Consider the following 18,592-nt stretch of genomic DNA (forward strand, 5'->3'; position numbering starts at 1 on the left):
GGCATGGCATTCGCACTGACCGGAAAGTTCCGGGGCACGAGGCGGCGCATCCACAAGCTGGGTCTTGGCGTCGACAGCATCGGTGAGCAGGCGCTGTTCTTCTGGCGGGCGCTGGTGTGGGCGCCGCGCGCGCTCATCCACTACCGCAAGGAGACGATCCGGCTGATCGCCGAGATCAGCATGGGCACCGGCGCGCTCGCCGTCATCGGCGGCACCGTCGTCATCGTCGCATTCCTGACACTGTTCTCCGGCGCCGTGATCGCCGTGCAGGGCTACAGCTCGCTCGGCAACATCGGTGTCGAGGCGCTCACGGGCTTCTTCGCCGCGTTCATCAACGTCCGCATCGCCGCGCCGGTGATCGCAGGCATCGGCCTGGCCGCCACCATCGGCGCCGGTTCCACTGCCCAGCTGGGTGCGATGCGGGTGTCCGAAGAGATCGACGCGCTCGAGGTGATGGCGATCCCGTCCATCCCGTACCTCGTCAGCACCCGGGTCATGGCCGGGATGATCGCGATCATCCCGCTGTACTCGCTGGCCGTCGTCGCGTCGTTCATGGCCAGCCGCTTTGCCACCGTCGTGATGAACGGGCAGTCGCCCGGCGTCTACGACCATTACTTCTCGACGTTCCTGATGCCGACGGACATTCTGTGGTCGTTCGCGCAGGCCATCGTCATGGGAGTCGCGGTCATGCTGATCCACACCTACTACGGCTACAACGCCGGTGGTGGCCCGGTCGGCGTCGGTGTGGCCGTCGGTAACGCGGTGCGTACTTCGCTGATCGCGGTCGTGACCGTGACCCTGCTCATCTCGCTCGCCGTCTACGGCGGGTCCGGCAACTTCAACCTCTCGGGATAGCGCGCATGACCGATTCCACGTGGAAGAAGAAGCTCGCCGCGCTGATCCTGGTTGGCAGCCTTGTCGCAATTGTGGCCGTGGCCCTGACTATGTTCGCCGGCGGTTTCAAGGAAACCGAGCCGGTGACGGTGACCGCAGAACGTTCCGGTCTGGTGATGGACCCCCAGGCCAAGGTGAAGCTGCGCGGCGTCGAGGTGGGCCGGGTCGGTTCCATCGACGAGGTGGACGGCCAGGCCGTCCTGCACCTGGACATGGATCCCTCTCAGCTGCACCTGATTCCGTCGAACTCGACGGTGGAGATCAAGTCCACCACCGTGTTCGGTGCGAAATACGTCAACTTCGTGGTGCCCGAGAACCCGTCGTCGCAGTCGTTGTCGCCAGGAACCAACATTGAGGCGACCTCGGTGACCGTCGAGTTCAACACCCTGTTCCAGCACCTGTCGACGCTGCTGCAGCAGATCGAACCGGAGAAGCTCAACGCCACCCTCGGGGCGATCTCGTCGGCGCTCAACGGTCGCGGTGACGAACTCGGTCAGCTGCTCGAGGAGACCGATTCGTACCTCAAGACGATGAATCCTGTTCTGCCGCAGCTGCAGAAGGACCTCGAGTCGGCGGCGACCGTGACCAACACGTTCGCGGACGTCACCCCGAACCTGATGACGCTGCTCGGCAACGCGACCGCCACCAGCGGCAGCATCGTCGAGGAACAGGCCAACCTGAACCTGCTGCTGATGAACGTCACCGGACTGGCGAACACCGGCAACCAGGTGCTCACCGAGAACGAGGCGAACCTGACGAAGTCCCTGTCGCTGCTCGTACCGACAACATCACTGCTTGCCGAATACTCGCCGAGCCTGGCCTGCGTGATCGTCGGACTGAACAACGTCCGGCCGATCGCCGAAGAACTCGAGGGCGGTAACCAGCCGGGCGTCGCCCTGAGCGCGAGCTTCCTCCCGGGCGCCGCGCCGTACACCTACCCGAACGATCTGCCGAAGGTGAACGCCTCGGGCGGACCGAACTGCTGGGGTCTGCCGGACTTCGATCCGAAGCGGGACGGCAACGCCCCGTTCGTCGTCACCGACACCGGGACCGTCCCGTACGTCCCGTCGACGAAGGCATCGCTCAACGTGCCCAAGATGTTCCAGTGGCTGTATGCGGGCGTCGCGCCGCAGGGAGGGCAGAACTGATGCGGCCCACCACGATCAAGCTGCTCGCCTTCACCACGGTGATGGTGCTGATCTTCGCCGGCCTGGCGGTCGTCTTCAGCCAGTTCCGATTCAGCAGTGCCGACGGATACAACGCCGAGTTCACCAGCGCCTCCGGGCTCAAGTCGGGTGACAAGGTTCGCATCGCGGGTGTTCCTGTGGGCACTGTCAAGGGCGTCGAGGTAGGCGACGACAACCTCGCCGAGGTGAGCTTCGACGTCGACACCAAGTACCCGCTGCTCCAGAGCACCCGGGCCACGGTGCGCTACGAGAACCTGGTCGGCGACCGCTATCTGGAACTGCTCGAGGGGGCCGGGTCGTCCGACACCCTCTCCGACGGCGGCACCATCCCGGAGTCGCAGACCTCTCCGGCGCTCGATCTGGACCTGCTGCTCGGCGGATTCAAGCCGCTGCTGCGCGGCCTGAACGCGGACCAGGTCAACGACCTCACGGGCGCGCTGCTGCAGGTCCTGCAGGGGCAGGGCGGGACCCTGGTGTCGTTGCTCGGCAGCACCAGCTCGTTCACGTCCACCCTCGCGGACCGCGACCAGCTGATCGGTGACGTGATCACCAACCTCAACACCACGCTGAACACGATCAACGACCGGGGCGACCAGTTCTCGTCCACGCTGGACCATCTGCAGCAACTGGTCAGCGGGCTGGCACAGGACCGCGATCCGATCGGTGCGGCGATCCCGAAGATCGCCACCGCCACGGGCGATCTCGCGCAGCTGCTGGAGGGCACCCGGCCCGATCTGCAGGCCACGATCACCGAGGCGAACCGGGTGGCCACACAGCTCGTCGCCGGTCAGGACCAGGTCGACTGGGTGCTCGAGCGACTGCCCGAGGCATACCGCAAGCTGATCCGCACCGGCACCTACGGCAGCATGTTCCAGTTCTACACGTGTTCGGTCAAGTTCAAGTTCTCCGGGCCGGACGGCCAGGAGTTGCACGTGGAGAACCCGTTGACCCCGACTCAGACGACAGGGAGGTGCGCGTTCCGATGAGCAAGCGTGAACGAAACCCCGTGCAGATCGGCGTCATCGGGCTCGTCGTCGCGGCCTCCCTCGTGGTGGCCGGCCTGCAGTACGATCGGCTGCCGTTCATCGCCGGTGGTGTCCGCTACCAGGCGTACTTCGAGGACGCCGGTGGCCTGCTCACGGGCGACTACGTGACCGTCGCCGGGGTGAACGTCGGCAAGGTGGAGAAGGTCGAACTCGACGGCACCGACGTGCGGGTCGGCTTCTCGATGGACGAGGGCATCCGGCTCGGCGACAGCACGCGAGCCGACATCAAGACCAACACCATCCTCGGGCGCAAGTCGCTGCAGGTGACGCCGGAAGGCTCCGATGTCATGCCGGTCGGCAGCTCGATCCCGTTGGACCGCACCAATTCGCCGTATTCGCTCAACGATGCGCTCGGCGACCTGACGACGTCGGTGTCGGAGCTGAACACCGAGCAGCTCAACGATTCGCTCAACGCGGCATCCGACGCGCTGGCCGACACACCGCCGGAGCTGCGGACCGCGCTGACCGGCATCAGCCGGCTCTCGGAAAGCCTCAACTCGCGTGACGAGTCCCTCAAGGACCTGCTCGCCCGGGCCGAAAGCGTGACGGGCATCCTGTCCCAGCGCAGCGACCAGATCAACTCGCTCGTCGTGGACGGCAACCAGCTGCTCGGCGAACTGGACCGGCGCCGCAACGCGATCAGCGAGCTGATCACCAACATCTCGTACGTCTCGCGCCAGCTCACCGGCGTGGTGCAGGACAACGAGCAGCAGATGAAGCCGACCCTCGACAAGCTCAACGAGACGGTCGAGATCCTGCAACGCAACAAGGACAACATCGGCCGCGGGCTCGACGGACTCGCCCCGTACGCGACCGCGCTCGGCGAAGCCGTCAGCAGCGGGCCGTTCTTCATGGCGTACGTCGCGAACTTCCAAGTCAGTCCGATGGTGCAGACACTGGTCGACCAACTGGTCTGGCCGGAGCACGTGCCACAGGACCTCCAACAGTTCCCGCCGCTCAAGACCGAGCTCAAGGACCCGAACCGATGAGCGCCCAGATGAACTCGAAGAAGAAGTGGCTGATCGGCGGTGGGGCCGCCGTCGTGGTCGCGGCTCTGGTCGCCGGAGTGCTGTATTTCTTCCCCGGAATCGGCAAGACCACGATCACCGCCGAGTTCCCGTCCACCACGGGCCTCTACGCGGGCGACGACGTGCGCGTTCTCGGCGTGAAGGTCGGCACGATCGGTAGCATCGATCCGAACGGCACCGGTGCGACCGTGGTGATGAATGTCGATCGCTCCGTGGATATTCCGGCGGACGCGAAGGCGATCATCGTCGCCCCGAGCCTCGTCGCGGCGCGTTTCGTCCAGCTCACCCCCGTGTACGACGGCGGTGACACGATGTCGGACGGCGCCGAGATTCCGGTGGAGCGCACCGCCGTTCCGGTCGAGTGGGACGAGATCAAGACCGAGCTGACCAGGCTGTCCGATGCACTCGGGCCGCAGGGGGCCGCGGACCAGGGTTCGCTGGGGCGATTCATCGACACCGCCGCCGCGAACCTCGACGGCAACGGGGATTCGCTGCGTGCCACCCTGCGCGAGCTGTCCGACACGATGAAGCTGCTCTCGGACGGTCGCACCGACCTGTTCGGGACCATCCGGAACCTGCAGGCGTTCGTGTCGACGCTGTCGGCCAGCAACGAGCAGATCGTGCAGTTCGGTGGTCGTCTGGCGTCGGTGTCCTCGCTGCTCGCCGACACGAGTGACGAACTCGGTGTGGCTCTCACCGACCTGGACGTCGCGATGAATGACGTGCAGCGCTTCGTCTCCGAGAACCGGGATTCACTGAGCGAGCAGGTGGGTCGTCTCGCCGATGCCACCACCGTGCTGGTGGAGAAGCGGCCGCAGCTCGAACAGGTGCTGCACGTGGCGCCGAACGCGCTGGCCAACTTCAACAACATCTACAGTCCGGCGACGGGTTCGATCAACGGTGCCATCGCGCTGAGCAACGCCAACAACCCGATCAACGCGGTGTGCGGCCTGATCGAGGGTCTCGGCACCAATGATTCGGACCGCAGTGGCGAGCTGTGCGCGCAATACCTCGGACCGGTGCTGAACTCGGTCGCGATGAACTACCCGGGTTTCCTGACCAACCCGGCGATCGCCGCTGTCGCCCGGCCGGACCAGATCGCGTTCTCCCCGCCGAGCCTGGCGGGTGAGGTTCCGGCCCGCACGGCCATGACTCCGGCCTCAGGTCCGCTCGCGAACATGCCCACGATCAACGTGCCCAAGGATCTTGGCGCACTGCTCAACCCGGGAGGCGGACGATGACCGCGCGTTGGCCACGCCGTCGCCGGGCGGCGCTTGCCGCGGTGGCGATGGGGCTGACCCTCACCCTCACCGGGTGCGAGTGGAACGGACTCAACTCGATTCCGCTGCCCGGCACCGAGGGCGGCGAGGAGGGCTCCTACACCGTCACGATCGAGATGCCGAACGTGACGACGTTGTCGCAGAACTCGCCGGTCCGGGTGAACGACGTGACGGTGGGGACCGTCAGCGGTATCGAGGTACAGGACTGGCACGCCCTCGTCACCGTGTCGATCAATCCCGGCGTGGAGCTGCCGGCCAACGCGACCGCGAAGATCGGCCAGACCAGCCTGCTCGGTTCTCAGCACCTGGAGCTCGCACCGCCGCCCGGTGTCGCGCCGAAGGGCACGCTGCAGGACGGAGACGTGATCCCGCTCGATCGGGCCGGGGCGTACCCGACCACCGAGCAGACGCTGTCCTCGTTGTCGGTGGTGCTCAACGGAGGCGGGCTCGCGCAGATCAACGACATCACCCGTGAGCTGAACGCGGCGCTCGGCGGCCGCGAGGAATCGATCCGGGATCTGCTGCCGCAGCTCGACCAGCTCGTCGGCAGCCTCGACGCGCAGCGCGGCGAGATCATCTCCGCGATGGAAGGGATCGACCGGCTGGCAGGCACGGTGAACCAGCAGAGTGAGATCCTCACCGCCGCCCTGGACGGGATCCCGCCGGCGCTGGAGGTGCTGGTGGGTCAGCGGCAGAACCTCACCAATGCTCTTGTCGCACTGGGCAACTTCAGTGATACCGCCACCCGCGTGATCAACGAGAGCGGCGACGACCTGAAGGCGAACCTGCAGTCACTCGTCCCGTTGCTGAACCAGTTGGCCGGCACCGGCAACGCGCTGACCGAGGTGCTCTCGCTGATGCTCACGTTCCCGTTCGCGATGAAGAACCTGGACCAGGTGTTCCGCGGCGACTACGCCAACCTGATGATGATGATCGACTTGACCAACCAGCGGCTGGACACGAACTTCCTCGGCGGGACGAGCACGGGTACCCGGCTCGCCGGTGTGGAAGGTGCGCTGGGAGCGTTCGCCGGCGTCGCCGGTGAGGCGGCCAACCCGCTGCAGACTCCCGCGCCGAAGGCCCCGAATCCCGTCCAGGCGGAGCCGAAGCCCGCACCCGCACCGTTGATTCCGGGGCTGCCGCAGATTCAGATTCCCGGCCTGCCGCAGCTAGGAGCGCCGACACCATGATGCTCACGAAGTTCGTCCGCACCCAGCTGGTGATCTTCTCGATCCTCACCGTGATCGGGCTGGCCGTGATGGCCACGCAGTACGTGCGCCTGCCCGCGCTGTTCGGGATCGGGCAGTTCGGGGTGACGGTGCAGCTGCCGTCCACCGGTGGTTTGTACCCGAACGCCAACGTCGCGTTCCGCGGCACCAACATCGGCAAGGTCGAGGACGTGGTGCTCACCGAGGACGGTGTCGACGCGAAGCTCTCGATCGGCAGCGGCTACGACATCCCCGCCGACGTCGATGCCGCGGTCAAGAGCGTGTCCGCGATCGGTGAGCAGTACGTGGACCTGATCCCGCGCTCCGACTCCGAGCCGTACCTGTCCGACGGTGATGTGATTCCGATGGACCGGACCTCGACGCCGCAGGACGTCGGTGCGATGCTCGACCAGGCCGACACCCTGGTCAAGAGCATTTCGAACACCCAGTTGCGCACCGTGGTCGACGAGTCGTTCAAGGCGTTCAACGGCGCCGGGCCGGACCTGCAGCGGCTGATCGACTCCGCGCGACTGTTCGTGCAGGAGGCCAACGCCAACGTCGACGCCACCAAGACCCTGATCGACCAGGCCGGCGCACTGCTCGACACCCAGGTGGTCACGAGCGATGCGATCCGCTCCTGGACAGCCGATCTGGTGACCTTCAGCAACCAGTTGCGGGCCAGCGACCCGCAGATCCGGGACCTGCTCGAGAAGGGGCCGGAGGCCGCGGCGGAGGCCACCGAACTGTTCCAGGAGTTGCAGCCCACCCTCCCGGTGCTGCTGGCGAACCTCGTCAGCGTGGGTGAGGTCGGCGTGATCTACAACAAGAGCATCGAGCAGGTCATGGTGATCTACCCGCCGCTGGTCACCGGGCTGATGACCGCTGCGCTCAGTGGACCGCGCGAGGACGGCGCGATCGCGAACTTCTACCTGCAGGCCAACGATCCGCCGCCGTGCACCACCGGCTTCCTCCCGCCCGACCAGTGGCGTTCCGGCGACGAAGTATCTGTCCCCGACACGCCGCCCGACCTGTTCTGCAAGGTGGCACCGGACGACCCCACCGCGGTCCGCGGTGCGCGCAACTACCCGTGCCAGGAGTTCCCCGGCCGCCGCGCAGGCACGGTCGAGGAGTGCCGCACGGGATACGTTCCGCAGGGCAACAACCCGCCGAGCGGTCCGGTCCAGGATCCGTCTGTACCCTCGTACACGACGGCTCCGGCGTCGTACGACGGAGCCTCGGGAGTGCCCGCCACGGCGCGCCCGTACGACCCGACAACCGGTAAATACGTCGGGCCCGACGGCCGCCTGTACGCCCAGCCCGCGCTGGCGTCGGGTGGAAAAGCAAGAGAGGACACGACGTGGCAGACGATGATGACACGTCAGCAGGGCTGACGCCCGAGAGCAATCCGGCTCCACGCCGGCGGGCCAGCCGCAGCGCCGGTCCTCCGAAGGAGGCTCCGGCGCCCGCGGTCACCGAGCCCGAGGGCAAGGAGGCGCTCGCTCCGGCCGCGACTGCGTTGCGGGACACCGGCGCTGCCGCGACCGGAGGGGAGGCACCCGAGGCCGCTGCGCCGCAGGCCTCGGCCGCCGCACAGGAGCAGACCGCGCACGAGCAGACGGTGGCCGACGTGCCGGCCGTGGGCGAGGACGTCGCCGACGAGGCCGAGCCCGAGGCGGCCCGGTCGCGCCGCGGCCGTCTCGGGTGGGTGCTCGCGGGCCTGCTCGTGGTGGCCCTGGTTGGGTCCGCGGTGTGGCTGTTGATTGAGCGAAACGCCGCGAACGACCGGGACGCACAACGAAATGCGTTCGTGCAGACAGCCCGTCAGACCGTGCTCAACCTGACCACGATCAAGCCGGACACCGCCAAGGAGGACGTGGAGCGCATCCTGGCCGGCGCCAGCGGCGAATTCCGGTCCGAGTTCGACGGACGCGAGGATCCCTTCGTCAGCGTCGTGCAGGAGGCCGGCGTGACCACCGTCGGCAAGATCCTCGAGGCCGGGTTCGAGAGCCAGGACGGCAACACCGGCAAGGTGCTGGTCGCCGCCCGCGCCGACGTCAGCACCCCGGACGGCACGCAGAACGGCCCGCGGGACTTCCGCATGCGGGTCACCGTCACCGATGACGGTGGCACCATGACGGCCTCGAAGGTGGAGTTCGTGCCATGAACGAAGACGAGAAGAAGACGAACGGGTCGACGGTGACGGAGCCCACGGCGACCGGCACGACCGGTGCGGAGCAGTCGGTTACCGAGACTGCGGTTGGTGAGTCGGCGGAAACCGTTGTCGGGAAGTCGGGCTCGACCGCCAAGGCACTCGCTGCCGTGGCCGCCGTGCTGGTGCTCGCGCTCGCGGTCGGCGTCGGCATCCTGTTTACGGGATACCTGAAGGACCGGGCCACCGAGCAGGCCCGCATCGACGCGGTGGCGGCGGCGAGTGACCAGGCCGCGAAGATGCTGTCCTACAACTACAACGAGGTCGATCAGCAGCTGGCCGCCGCGGCCGACGGCCTGACCGGTGACTTCCGGGACGAGTACAACACCCTGGTGCAGGAGACCATCGCGCCGGGTGCGAAGGACAAGAAGCTGACCGTGCAGGCCACCGTGCAGGCCGGGTCCGTCGTCTCCGCTACCCCCGACGACGCGGTGGTGCTGCTGTTCGTCAACCAGATCACCACCAGCTCCGACGCTCCCGATGCGGCCACCACCGGCAGCCGGGTTCGCATGGAGATGCACAAGGACGGTGATCGCTGGCTGACCGGGCGGCTCACCCCGGTGTAGATCCCAGGGACACGAAAGTGGGGCGCCGCAGGAAATATCCTGCGGCGCCCCATTTTTCGTACCCGGGTCAGTCGGTCGGGTCGGTCGACATCAGGGCCTGGCCGGCGACCGAGTCGCGGGACAGAGCGGTGAGGAACGCCTTCGCCCAGCGGTCGACGTCGTGGGCGAGGACCTGGCGACGCAGGGCGCGCATGTGCCGGCGACCGTCCTCGCGCGGCTGGGTGAGCGCCGCCTCCATCTTGTCCTTCACGTCTTCGAGATCGTGCGGGTTGCACAGGAACGCCTGGCGCAGTTCGGCGGCGGCACCGGTGAACTCGCTGAGCACCAGCGCGCCACCGAGGTCGCTGCGGCAGGCCACGTACTCCTTGGCCACCAGGTTCATGCCGTCGCGCAGCGGCGTCACCAGCATCACGTCAGCGGCGACGAAGAACGCGATCAGCTCGTCGCGGGCGATCGGACGGTGGATGTAGTGGACGACCGGCCGGCCGACCTCCGCGTACTCGCCGTTGATCCGGCTGACCGTCATCTCGATCTCGCCGCGCATCTGCACGTACGACTCGACGCGTTCCCGGCTCGGGGTCGCCAGCTGGACCATCACGGTCTCCGCGGGATCGACCCGGCCTTCGGCAATGAGCTCGTGCAGGGCGTCGAGCCTGACGTCGATGCCTTTCGTGTAGTCGAGACGGTCGACGCCGAGCATGATCTTCTTCGGGTTGCCGAGTTCCTTGCGGATCTGCCGGGCGCGGTCGCGGATCGCCTTGGTGCGGGACTGCACGTCGAGCGCGCCGGAGTCGATGGAGATCGGGAAGGCGCCGACCCGGACGGTGCGGAAACCGACCTGCACGACACCGAGTTTCGACCGCACCCCGACGGTGCCGCGGGAGGTCTGGTGACCCAGCAGGCGACGGGCGAGGAACAGGAAGTTCTCCGCCCCGCCGGGCAGGTGGAAGCCGATCAGGTCGGCGCCGAGCAGACCTTCGACGATCTCCGTTCGCCACGGCATCTGCATGAACAGTTCAACCGGGGGGAACGGGATGTGCAGGAAGAACCCGATGGTCAGATCGGGCCGGAGCATCCGCAGCATCTTCGGGACCAGCTGCAGCTGGTAGTCCTGGATCCAGACGGTCGCGCCCTCGGCGGCCGCCTCGGCCGTCTGCTCCGCGAAACGGCGATTGACCTCGACATAGGCGTTCCACCATTCGCGCCGGTACTCCGGGCGGACGATCACGTCGTGGTAGAGCGGCCACAGGGTGGCGTTCGAGAAGCCCTCGTAGTAGTCCGCGACCTCCTGGGAGCTCAGCGCGACCGGGTGCATCTCGATGCCGTCCTCGACGATCGGCTCGAGGTCGGTGTCGGGGACGCCGGGCCAGCCCACCCATGCTCCGCTGTTGCCGCGGAGGATGGGTTCGAGGGCGGTGACCAGTCCGCCGGGGCTGCGCTTCCAGCGGGTGCTGCCGTCCGGCAGCTTCTCCAGATCGACGGGCAGCCGGTTGGCGACGACGACGAATTCCGAAGCGGCTGAGCCCACTGTGATCCTGTTCCATAAGCCGCGCTGCCGGACCGGCAGCGTCGGCGACCTAGTCGATCTTGGCCGAGGGGCCGATGCCGAGCATAGACAGCAACATGCGGCATTCGTCGGCGTCTGCGGCATATGCGGCGACGACGCGCTGCGCCTGTCGCGCGGTTTCGTCGGTGACGGGTTCGAGTTCCTCGTCGGGGATGTCGTTCTCGGTGGTCGTCTTGGTGGCCATGATGCCGGTTCCTCCAGGGGGAAGCTGCGGGACGCGCAGCCGGGGATTTCTGCCCGCGACTCTAAGAGAACGGGGCCCCTCGGCGCCAGTTCCGTCTGGTTTAGGGTTCACTCACTTCTCGGGCCCGGGCGGGCGATGACCACCGTGTCCGGGCGCGGTCAGACGAGCAGCTTGGCGCGCAGTGTGTCGATCGTCGCCTGGTCGATGTCCAGTCCCTCGCGAATGTAGGCGTCCATGCTGCCGTAGATCCGCTCGGCCTGGTCGTAGGCGGCGTTCAGCCAGGACAGTTCGACGGCGTCGTCGCGGCCGAGATAGGCGTTGGATGCCATGAAGTCGGCGCTGATCACGTCGCGGGGCACGCCGAGGATGCTCAGCAGGATCGCGGTGCTCCAGCCGGTGCGGTCCTTGCCCGCGCTGCAGTGGTAGACGGTGGCGCCGTCGGGGTTGTTCGCGATCGCCGTGATCAGGTCGTGGAACGCGACGTCCGATCCGCGGTAGTTGACCATGAACGGATAGCCGATGGTTTGTCCGATGTCCGACGAGCCGCTGGTCGCGGCGTCGATCAGGGCGCGCCCGAGGGTCAGTGGCACGGCCTCGTGGAAGCCGATGCCGTTCTCGAGGCTGACGACGTCCGCGACCTGGTAGCGGATGCCGGCGGGGATCCGGTCCGGGGCCTCCTTGCGTTCGGACGCATTGCGCAGGTCGACGTCGAGGGTGAGGTTCGCGGCGGTCAGCTTGGCCTGGTCGGAGTCGCTGAGGGAACTGAGCTTGTTCGATCGGAACACCAGGCCGGTGCGGACGGTCTGGCCGTCGGAGGTGCGGTAGCCACCGATGTCGCGGAAGTTCCTGGCCTCGTCCAGCCGGATCGCGGCCGCGGAGGGCGGCGGGATCTCGGGAAGTGTCGGCTGTTCGCCGGATGATCCGAAGTTGCTCGATCCCGACTTCAGGTCGCCCCAGTCCACCGAGGCCGCGGAGGCGGTGCCGACCAGCGTTGCGGAGGCGGTGCCGGCGAGCGCGGGGATCGCTGCGATCGCGGCGGCGAGGGTGAAGCCCATCGCGCGTGAGTACCTACGGGTCGAGCGTGCTGAACTCATCGTGCTCCTCGTGGACCGGGAAACTCGGTGCGAGGCTACAAGGGCGCGGGTCCGCCCGAAGGCGTTTCTGGTCGATCGTTCAGCATGCCTTCGCGTGCACCATGCACTGGGTTCGGGCGGGCCGCCGCAGGGTACGGTGACCAGCGTCGTTGCCGTCCTCGGAAAGGTCTGTTCATGCCGCTCGCCACGATCAACGGGATTCAGCTGAATTACCAGGTCAAGGGCTCCGGTGATCTGGTCGTGCTGATCATGGGCACGGGCAGCCCCGGCCGGGTGTGGGACCTTCACCAGGTGCCTGCGCTGGTCGCCGCGGGCTACCGGGTGTGCACGTTCGACAATCGCGGCATCGCGCCGACCGACGAATGCGCGGACGGTTTCACGATCGAGGATCTGGTGGCGGACACCGCCGCGCTGATCGAGCACCTCGGCGGCCCGGCCTACGTCGTCGGCACCTCTCTCGGCGCCCGGATCGCCCAGGAACTGGCACTTTCCCGACCGGAACTGGTTCGCAAGGCCGTCTTCCTCGCCGCGCACGGCCGCCGGGACACGCTGCAGAAGGCGTTGTCCGAGGGTGAGCGGGAACTGGATCGGCAGGGCATCGTCCTGCCCGATTCGTACCGGGCGGCGATCACGGCCGTGCTGAACCTGTCGCCGGCCTCGCTGGTCGACCCGATGGCCGCGCAGGACTGGCTCGACATCTTCGCGTTCTCGAAGGGCGAGTCCTCGCCCGGTGTCCGGGCGCAGAAGAACCTCGACGACTTCGGGGACCGGCTGTCCGTGTACGGCAGGATCACGGTGCCGTGCCTGGCGATCGGATTCGCTGACGACCGCCTGCTGGCGCCGACCCTGGCCGCGGAGGTCGCGAAGGCCATCCCGGGTGCCCAGTACGTCGAGTTGGAAGACTGCGGTCACTACGGCTACCTCGAGCGCCCGGACGCGGTGAACTCCGCGATCCTCGACTTCCTCAAGGGCTAGGTCCGGTTCCGCACGGGCTGGTTCAGGTTCCTCGAGGGCTGGTTCCGGCCCGCGCCTCGCACACGGAACCCGTTGAGTATTAGGGTAGGCTGCGCTACTAATACGGGGGCCTCGGATCGACCGCGGGGCGCTGGGAACAACGGGACCGCCGCGCACCACGGCGAGGATGGACTGCTGCCATGACTTCGACTCGGACGGCCGGGGATTCCCGGTCCGAAGTGTTGGACATCGTCGGGGTCGGGTTCGGGCCCTCGAACCTCGCACTCGCCATCGCGATCGAGGAACACAACGCGACCTGCGCACCCGAGGACCGGGTGCGGGCGCGCTTCGTCGAGCGGCAGGACCGGTTCGTCTGGCATCCGGGCATGCTCCTCGACGGAGCCACCATGCAGATCGCGTTCCCGAAGGATCTGGTGACCTTCCGCAACCCGGCGAGCACCTACAGCTTCTTCTCCTACCTCTTCGATCGGGGTCGGCTGGTCGACTTCGTCAACCACCAGACGTTCTTCCCGACCCGGCACGAGTTCAACGACTACCTGCAGTGGGCGGCCGAGCGCGTCGACGCCGACGTCCGGTACGGGGTGGCGGTCACCGGGATCGGCGGGGTCCGCTCCGGTGACGGCACCGTCGACGAATTCGCCATTGACACCGCCGACGGCCAGACCCTGTACGCCCGAAACATTGCGGTCGGCGCAGGCCTGCGCGAGCGGCTGCCGGAATGGGCAACGCCGTCGCCGCGCTGCTTCCACAATCACAAGTTCCTGTTCCACCTCGAGCAGATGCCCGAGGTCCGGCACCAGAGGTTCGCGGTGCTCGGCGCCGGACAGAGCGCCGCCGAGGTGGTGCAGTACCTGCATCGGAACTACCCGCAGGCCGAGGTGCACAGCGTGTTCTCGCGGTACGGGTACAGTCCCGCCGACGACAGCCCGTACGCCAACCGGATCTTCGATCCGTCCACCGTCGACGAGTTCCACGGCGCCAGCCCCCTCGAACGGGAGCGGCTGCTCGGCCTGCACAAGGGCACCAACTACTCCGTCGTCGACATCGACCTGATCAACGAGCTGTACACCGCCGAGTACCAGGAACTGGTCAGCGGGAAGCGGCGGCTGTTCATGCATCGGGCGTCGGACGTCGTGTCCGTGCAGGACGGTGAGGACGCCATCGAGGTGGGGATCCGGAGCAACCTCGACGGACTCACCGACACGCTGACCTGCGACGCGCTCGTTCTGGCCACCGGCTTCGCGCCTGCGCCGCTCCGCGAGCTGCTCGGGGAATTCGCACCGGCCGGTGACGTGGTCACCGGGGTCGCCCGCGACTACCGTCTCGACACCCCGGCCGACGTGCGCGCCGGCATCTACCTTCAGGGCGGGACCGAGAAGACCCACGGCTTGACGGCCTCGCTGCTGTCGAACGTGGCGGTCCGCGCGGGAGAGATCTTGAATTCCATCGTGATAAATCGATCAGCGGACTTCGACCTTGATAGGGTCGAGACTTCCACAGGGGTGGAGAGCACCACGAACGAGTTTGCGACAAGCGAGGCCAAATGAGCACGAATCCCTTTGACGACGAAGACGGCCGCTTCTATGTGCTCGTCAACGACGAGGACCAGCACTCGTTGTGGCCCACCTTCTCCGACGTGCCGCAGGGCTGGCGCGTGGTTTTCGGTGAGGACACCCGCCAGGCCTGCGTCGAGTACGTAGAGAAGAACTGGACCGACATGCGGCCGAAGAGCCTGCGTGAGGCGATGGAGAAGGACAAGGCCGCCGGAAACGGCTAGTCACCGCGCCGGCGGTGACGGCAGATCAACACGCCGGCGGTGCCGGCGGATCAACACGCCGGCGGTGCCGGCGGATCAACACGCCGGCGGTGCCGGCGGATCAACACGCCGGCGGTGCCGGCAGATCAACGCCGAAACCAGAGGTTCCGCGCTCCGGGCCCGTTCTGCATTCTCTGCAGGATCGGGTGCCGGAGCGCTTCCGTTCTGCGCATCATGCGCGGCCGCCGCAGGGTGCGGGCCATCCACTCACCGAGCGTGACCCCGGCCGCGAGTGCGACGCCGATGCCGAACGCCGACAGCAGGGCACTGATGCCGAGTAGCAACTCGTCGCTCAGCAGTGCGTAGAGAGCGCGGTACAGGGCGAGTCCCGGCAGCAGCGGGGTGATGCCCGCGACCGCGATCACCTGCGGCGGCGTCAGTGCCCGCCGGGCGAGCAGGCCGCCGACGAACCCGACCACCGTCGCCGCGATGGCCGTGCCGACCACCGGTCCGATCGACAGGATCAGCCGCACGGAGTAGTAGACGAGGATGCCCGCGGCGCCGCTGAGCCCTGCCACCAGGAGCGCCCGGCGCTCGGCGTAGCAGGCGAGGGCGAAGAACAACGCCGTGAACGCACCCGCGGCGACCTGCACGGGCGTTTCGCTGAAACTGGGTGAGATCGGTGCCGGGGTGGTGTCCGGCAGCGGAGTCCCCAGTGCCGCTGCGATCCGCAGCGAGATCGCCACGCCGGCGATGATCCCGCCGGTCATCATCAGCACCTCGAAGAACCGTGCCACTGCCGTGACCGGGGAGCCGGTGATCGCGTCCTGCACCGATCCGACCAGCGCCAGGCCGGACAGCAGCACGGTCACACCTGCCGCGATGACCAGCGACGGTTTGACGTCGAGATCGAGTGGATCGCGCAGCGCGTACAGCACTCCGGCCGGGGCGGCCGCCACGAAACCGCCCGCCACCTGCTGGAAGAAGAACGGCAGCCCGATCCGGTTCAGTCCCAGGTTCATCAGGTAGATGACCGCGGTCGTCAGGAAGCTGATCAGTGCGACGAGCGCGCCGCCGCCCAGCAGCACGGACACCGAGGCGGCCATGGCGGACCAGCCGAATGTCGCGACCCAGCGGTTGTAGGGGTGGGGTGCCCGGTTGATCGCGCTGATCTCCGCCAGCGCGATCGCCGGGTCGATCGCCTCGGTGCGCAGCTGACGGGTCAGTTTGTCGACCGCGGCGAGGCGGGTGAAGTCGTGCGATCGGTAGTGCACGATCCGCATGCTGGTGGCAGGGGGCATCGTCGGACCCCGGTGCGCGCTGACGCGGATCGAGTTGTATGTGACGTCGACGTCGCAGCGGGCCAGCCCGTAGGTCGCGGCGACGAACTGGATCTGGGTGGTGGTGTCGGCGACGGACGTCCCGGCCGCGAGTAGCACCTCGCCCGAGCGCACCGCCAGATCGAGCACCTCGGCGACCCGTGCATCGTCGGTGAGGTCGATCGGCCGCAGGGGAGTGGGCGCGGCGACCGGTTCGTCGACGACAGCGCGTTCTCCGACGAGGTTGCTCAGTGTGTCGAGGACACTGCGCCACCTCGACACGTCAGGACACCAGGTCCGCTTCCGTCAGGTCGGTCGCTTCGAACGCGGCGGCCAGGTCGTCGTGCCGGAAGACCGAGGTGACCTGGTCGTGCACGACCCGGAAGGCCATGGCCATGGTGGTCGTCTCGCCGGGGCGGGCCGCGACCTTGGTCGCCTCCTCGACGACCACCACTCCCTCGTGCACGAACATGCGGCCGGGATCGAGCGTCAGCCCGGCGGTCGATGCCCATTCCCGCAGCGCGCCGAGGCCCTGGCCCGCCCCCTCCGCGTCGGCGATCTCGATGTCGTCGCTGGAGAGCGCCAGCAGGGTGTCGAGGTCGGAGGCGTTCAGCGCGTCGTGCCACGCGAGGACCGTGGCGATCTCGGAGGTACTCATGGCCTTCACGCTATCGGTTCCCGGGCGACGGGGCGTGGACGCGCGGGGCGCGGCGTCGCCCGCCTTACGGTGCGGTGCCCTAGGCATACCGCCCGGCCAGTTCGGTGCCGATCCGCGCCAGCTCGTCTCGTACGGTCTGCGGTTCGAGCACCTCGACCGCCGCGCCCCAGCCGGCGAGGTTGCGGGCGATGTCCAGCGGGGTCGGGGCGGCCAGGCGGACACGGGCGCGGCCGTCGTCGGTGTCGCCGTCGGCGTGGCAGTGGCGGCCGAAGTGGTCACGCAGGATCGGTACGAATCGCGGTTCGATCAGCACGGTCGCCCAGGTGGTCGATCGCCGCTCCTCCATCTTCCCGACCACCTCCTCCCAGGTCGCGGCGAGTTCGAAGTCGTCGGGTCGCCCGGCGGGATGGTCGGTGGTCTGCGCCTCGGCGATCCGATCCACCCGGAACGTGCGTCGGCCACGGTCGGTCCCCGCGATCAGGTACCAGGTGTCGTCCTTGGTGACCAGGCCCCACGGCTCGACGAGCCGCTCGCTGCGCGATCTCGCGCCGTTGACGTAGGCGAGCCGGACCTTGCGCCGGCGGACCACGGCGTCCTGTAGCAGTGCGACCACCTCCGGCCGGTCGCGTTCGCGTTCGCCCCAGCGGGTCGGGTCGATCATCACGGCCTCTGCGGCGGCCTCGGCGTCGGCCCGGAACGTCTGGGGCAGCGCACGGACGAGCTTGCGCAGCGCGGCCTTCGCCTCGGACGACACGGCCGCCGCCGGGCCGACGAGCAGGAACAGGGCCTGCGCTTCGGTCGCGGACAGACCGGACAGGTCCGTGCGGGCACCGCCGACGAGGGACCAGCCGCCGCCTCGCCCAGCCTGCGGGTACACCGGGATGCCCGCCGCGGACAGGGCCTCCAGGTCGCGGCGGGCCGTCGCGACGGACACCTCGAGTTCGTCGGCGACCTCGGCCGCGGTGACCCGTCCGCGGGACTGCATCAGCAGGAGGGTGGCGACGAGACGGTCTGCGCGCATGTCGTCGAGTTTCCCAAACAAAGTGCTCAGTTGATGAGCGCTTTGACCGTGAGGATGGATCTCGTCATCAACCGAACAGGCCACTGCAGGCAGAACCGAAGGGAATCACCGATGTTGCGAGGACTCACCACTGTCAGCTTCTTCGCCGACGACGTCGCGGCCGCCAAGGACTGGTACACCGAGGTGCTCGGAATCGAGCCCTACTTCGCCCGCGACGTCGACGGGCGCACCGCGTACGTCGAGTTCCGTATCGGCGACCTCCAGCACGAACTCGGCATCGTCGACGCCCGGTTCGCGCCGCACGCCCGCACCGAGCAGCCCGCAGGCCAGATCGTCTACTGGCACGTGGATGACGCCACGGCCGCCTTCGAGCGACTGCTCTCGCTGGGGGCCAGCGTCCACGACAAGCCCCTGGAACGCGGACCGGGATTCGTCACCGCCTCGGTCGTCGACCCCTTCGGCAACGTCCTCGGTGTCATGTACAACCAGCACTACCTCGACGTCCTCGCTTCGAAGGTTGGGTGAGGTGCGCGGCGAGGAGGACGTTTGCCGCGCCGGTTTTCAGTGTCCGTGAGGCGGATGGATATGATGGGCGCGCTT

General features: G+C 67.8%; 19 protein-coding genes. 13 read left to right on the forward strand and 6 right to left on the reverse strand.

Annotated elements, in window-relative coordinates; translation table 11 throughout:
- Positions 1–3: 3 nt before the first annotated feature.
- The 9 genes from ACWDU4_RS24650 to ACWDU4_RS24690 are packed head-to-tail and all read left to right on the forward strand — an operon-like array spanning position 4 to position 9,418.
- Positions 4–855 carry an MlaE family ABC transporter permease gene (locus tag ACWDU4_RS24650; protein ID WP_450116570.1) on the forward strand — a complete coding sequence of 284 codons (852 nt, stop codon included), beginning with the start codon at positions 4–6 and terminating at the stop codon, positions 853–855.
- 5 nt (positions 856–860) lie between these two features.
- Complete coding sequence (locus tag ACWDU4_RS24655) at positions 861–2,042, forward strand: MCE family protein (protein ID WP_450116571.1); 1,182 nt, start codon at positions 861–863, stop codon at positions 2,040–2,042.
- Complete coding sequence (locus tag ACWDU4_RS24660) at positions 2,042–3,067, forward strand: MCE family protein (protein WP_450116572.1); 1,026 nt, start codon at positions 2,042–2,044, stop codon at positions 3,065–3,067. Before ACWDU4_RS24655 ends, ACWDU4_RS24660 begins: the two co-directional genes overlap by 1 nt.
- A complete protein-coding gene (locus tag ACWDU4_RS24665; protein ID WP_450116573.1) occupies positions 3,064–4,116 on the forward strand; it encodes an MCE family protein in 1,053 nt (350 codons plus the stop codon). The genes ACWDU4_RS24660 and ACWDU4_RS24665 overlap by 4 nt, the downstream gene beginning before the upstream one ends.
- A complete protein-coding gene (locus tag ACWDU4_RS24670) occupies positions 4,113–5,396 on the forward strand; it encodes an MCE family protein (RefSeq protein ID WP_450116574.1) in 1,284 nt (427 codons plus the stop codon). Before ACWDU4_RS24665 ends, ACWDU4_RS24670 begins: the two co-directional genes overlap by 4 nt.
- Positions 5,393–6,625, forward strand: a complete 1,233-nt coding sequence (locus tag ACWDU4_RS24675; protein WP_450116575.1) for an MCE family protein — start codon at positions 5,393–5,395, stop codon at positions 6,623–6,625. The genes ACWDU4_RS24670 and ACWDU4_RS24675 overlap by 4 nt, the downstream gene beginning before the upstream one ends.
- The gene (locus ACWDU4_RS24680) at positions 6,622–8,034 is read left to right on the forward strand and encodes an MCE family protein (protein ID WP_450116576.1); all 1,413 of its coding nucleotides are present in this window, start codon (positions 6,622–6,624) and stop codon (positions 8,032–8,034) included. The genes ACWDU4_RS24675 and ACWDU4_RS24680 overlap by 4 nt, the downstream gene beginning before the upstream one ends.
- Positions 8,001–8,807 carry a hypothetical protein gene (locus ACWDU4_RS24685; protein WP_450116577.1) on the forward strand — a complete coding sequence of 269 codons (807 nt, stop codon included), beginning with the start codon at positions 8,001–8,003 and terminating at the stop codon, positions 8,805–8,807. Before ACWDU4_RS24680 ends, ACWDU4_RS24685 begins: the two co-directional genes overlap by 34 nt.
- Entirely contained in the window at positions 8,804–9,418 is a 615-nt protein-coding gene (locus ACWDU4_RS24690) for a h domain protein (RefSeq protein ID WP_450116578.1), read from the forward strand. The genes ACWDU4_RS24685 and ACWDU4_RS24690 overlap by 4 nt, the downstream gene beginning before the upstream one ends.
- Positions 9,419–9,485: 67 nt before the next feature.
- Here the strand turns inward: ACWDU4_RS24690 and ACWDU4_RS24695 are convergent, their stop codons facing one another.
- From ACWDU4_RS24695 to ACWDU4_RS24705, 3 genes are all read right to left on the reverse strand, one after another.
- Positions 9,486–11,069: an alpha,alpha-trehalose-phosphate synthase (UDP-forming) gene (locus ACWDU4_RS24695; RefSeq protein WP_450116579.1), complete on the reverse strand. Its 1,584-nt coding sequence runs from the start codon at positions 11,067–11,069 to the stop codon at positions 9,486–9,488.
- Positions 10,996–11,169, reverse strand: a complete 174-nt coding sequence (locus ACWDU4_RS24700; protein ID WP_450116580.1) for a hypothetical protein — start codon at positions 11,167–11,169, stop codon at positions 10,996–10,998. The genes ACWDU4_RS24695 and ACWDU4_RS24700 overlap by 74 nt, the downstream gene beginning before the upstream one ends.
- Before the next feature lie 158 nt (positions 11,170–11,327).
- Complete coding sequence (locus ACWDU4_RS24705; protein WP_450116581.1) at positions 11,328–12,263, reverse strand: tyrosine-protein phosphatase; 936 nt, start codon at positions 12,261–12,263, stop codon at positions 11,328–11,330.
- 174 nt (positions 12,264–12,437) lie between these two features.
- Between ACWDU4_RS24705 and ACWDU4_RS24710 the strand changes: the two genes are divergently transcribed.
- From ACWDU4_RS24710 to ACWDU4_RS24720, 3 genes are all read left to right on the forward strand, one after another.
- Positions 12,438–13,238 carry an alpha/beta fold hydrolase gene (locus ACWDU4_RS24710; RefSeq protein ID WP_450116582.1) on the forward strand — a complete coding sequence of 267 codons (801 nt, stop codon included), beginning with the start codon at positions 12,438–12,440 and terminating at the stop codon, positions 13,236–13,238.
- Positions 13,239–13,417: 179 nt separating this feature from the next.
- Positions 13,418–14,785: a lysine N(6)-hydroxylase/L-ornithine N(5)-oxygenase family protein gene (locus tag ACWDU4_RS24715; RefSeq protein ID WP_450116583.1), complete on the forward strand. Its 1,368-nt coding sequence runs from the start codon at positions 13,418–13,420 to the stop codon at positions 14,783–14,785.
- Positions 14,782–15,015: an MbtH family protein gene (locus ACWDU4_RS24720; protein ID WP_450116584.1), complete on the forward strand. Its 234-nt coding sequence runs from the start codon at positions 14,782–14,784 to the stop codon at positions 15,013–15,015. The genes ACWDU4_RS24715 and ACWDU4_RS24720 overlap by 4 nt, the downstream gene beginning before the upstream one ends.
- A 125-nt stretch (positions 15,016–15,140) precedes the next feature.
- Here the strand turns inward: ACWDU4_RS24720 and ACWDU4_RS24725 are convergent, their stop codons facing one another.
- From ACWDU4_RS24725 to ACWDU4_RS24735, 3 genes are all read right to left on the reverse strand, one after another.
- Entirely contained in the window at positions 15,141–16,595 is a 1,455-nt protein-coding gene (locus ACWDU4_RS24725) for a threonine/serine ThrE exporter family protein (protein WP_450116585.1), read from the reverse strand.
- Between the two features lies 1 nt (position 16,596).
- A complete protein-coding gene (locus ACWDU4_RS24730) occupies positions 16,597–16,971 on the reverse strand; it encodes a nuclear transport factor 2 family protein (protein WP_450116586.1) in 375 nt (124 codons plus the stop codon).
- Between the two features lie 79 nt (positions 16,972–17,050).
- Positions 17,051–17,992, reverse strand: coding sequence for a helix-turn-helix transcriptional regulator (locus ACWDU4_RS24735; RefSeq protein WP_450116587.1), 942 nt, complete (start codon positions 17,990–17,992; stop codon positions 17,051–17,053).
- Positions 17,993–18,103: 111 nt separating this feature from the next.
- On the opposite strand from ACWDU4_RS24735, the gene ACWDU4_RS24740 reads away from it, so the two are divergent.
- On the forward strand, positions 18,104–18,517 hold the full coding sequence (locus ACWDU4_RS24740) for a VOC family protein (protein WP_450116588.1): 414 nt from the start codon (positions 18,104–18,106) through the stop codon (positions 18,515–18,517).
- Positions 18,518–18,592 lie beyond the last annotated feature (75 nt).

The organism is Rhodococcus sp. NPDC003348 (assembly GCF_053589375.1).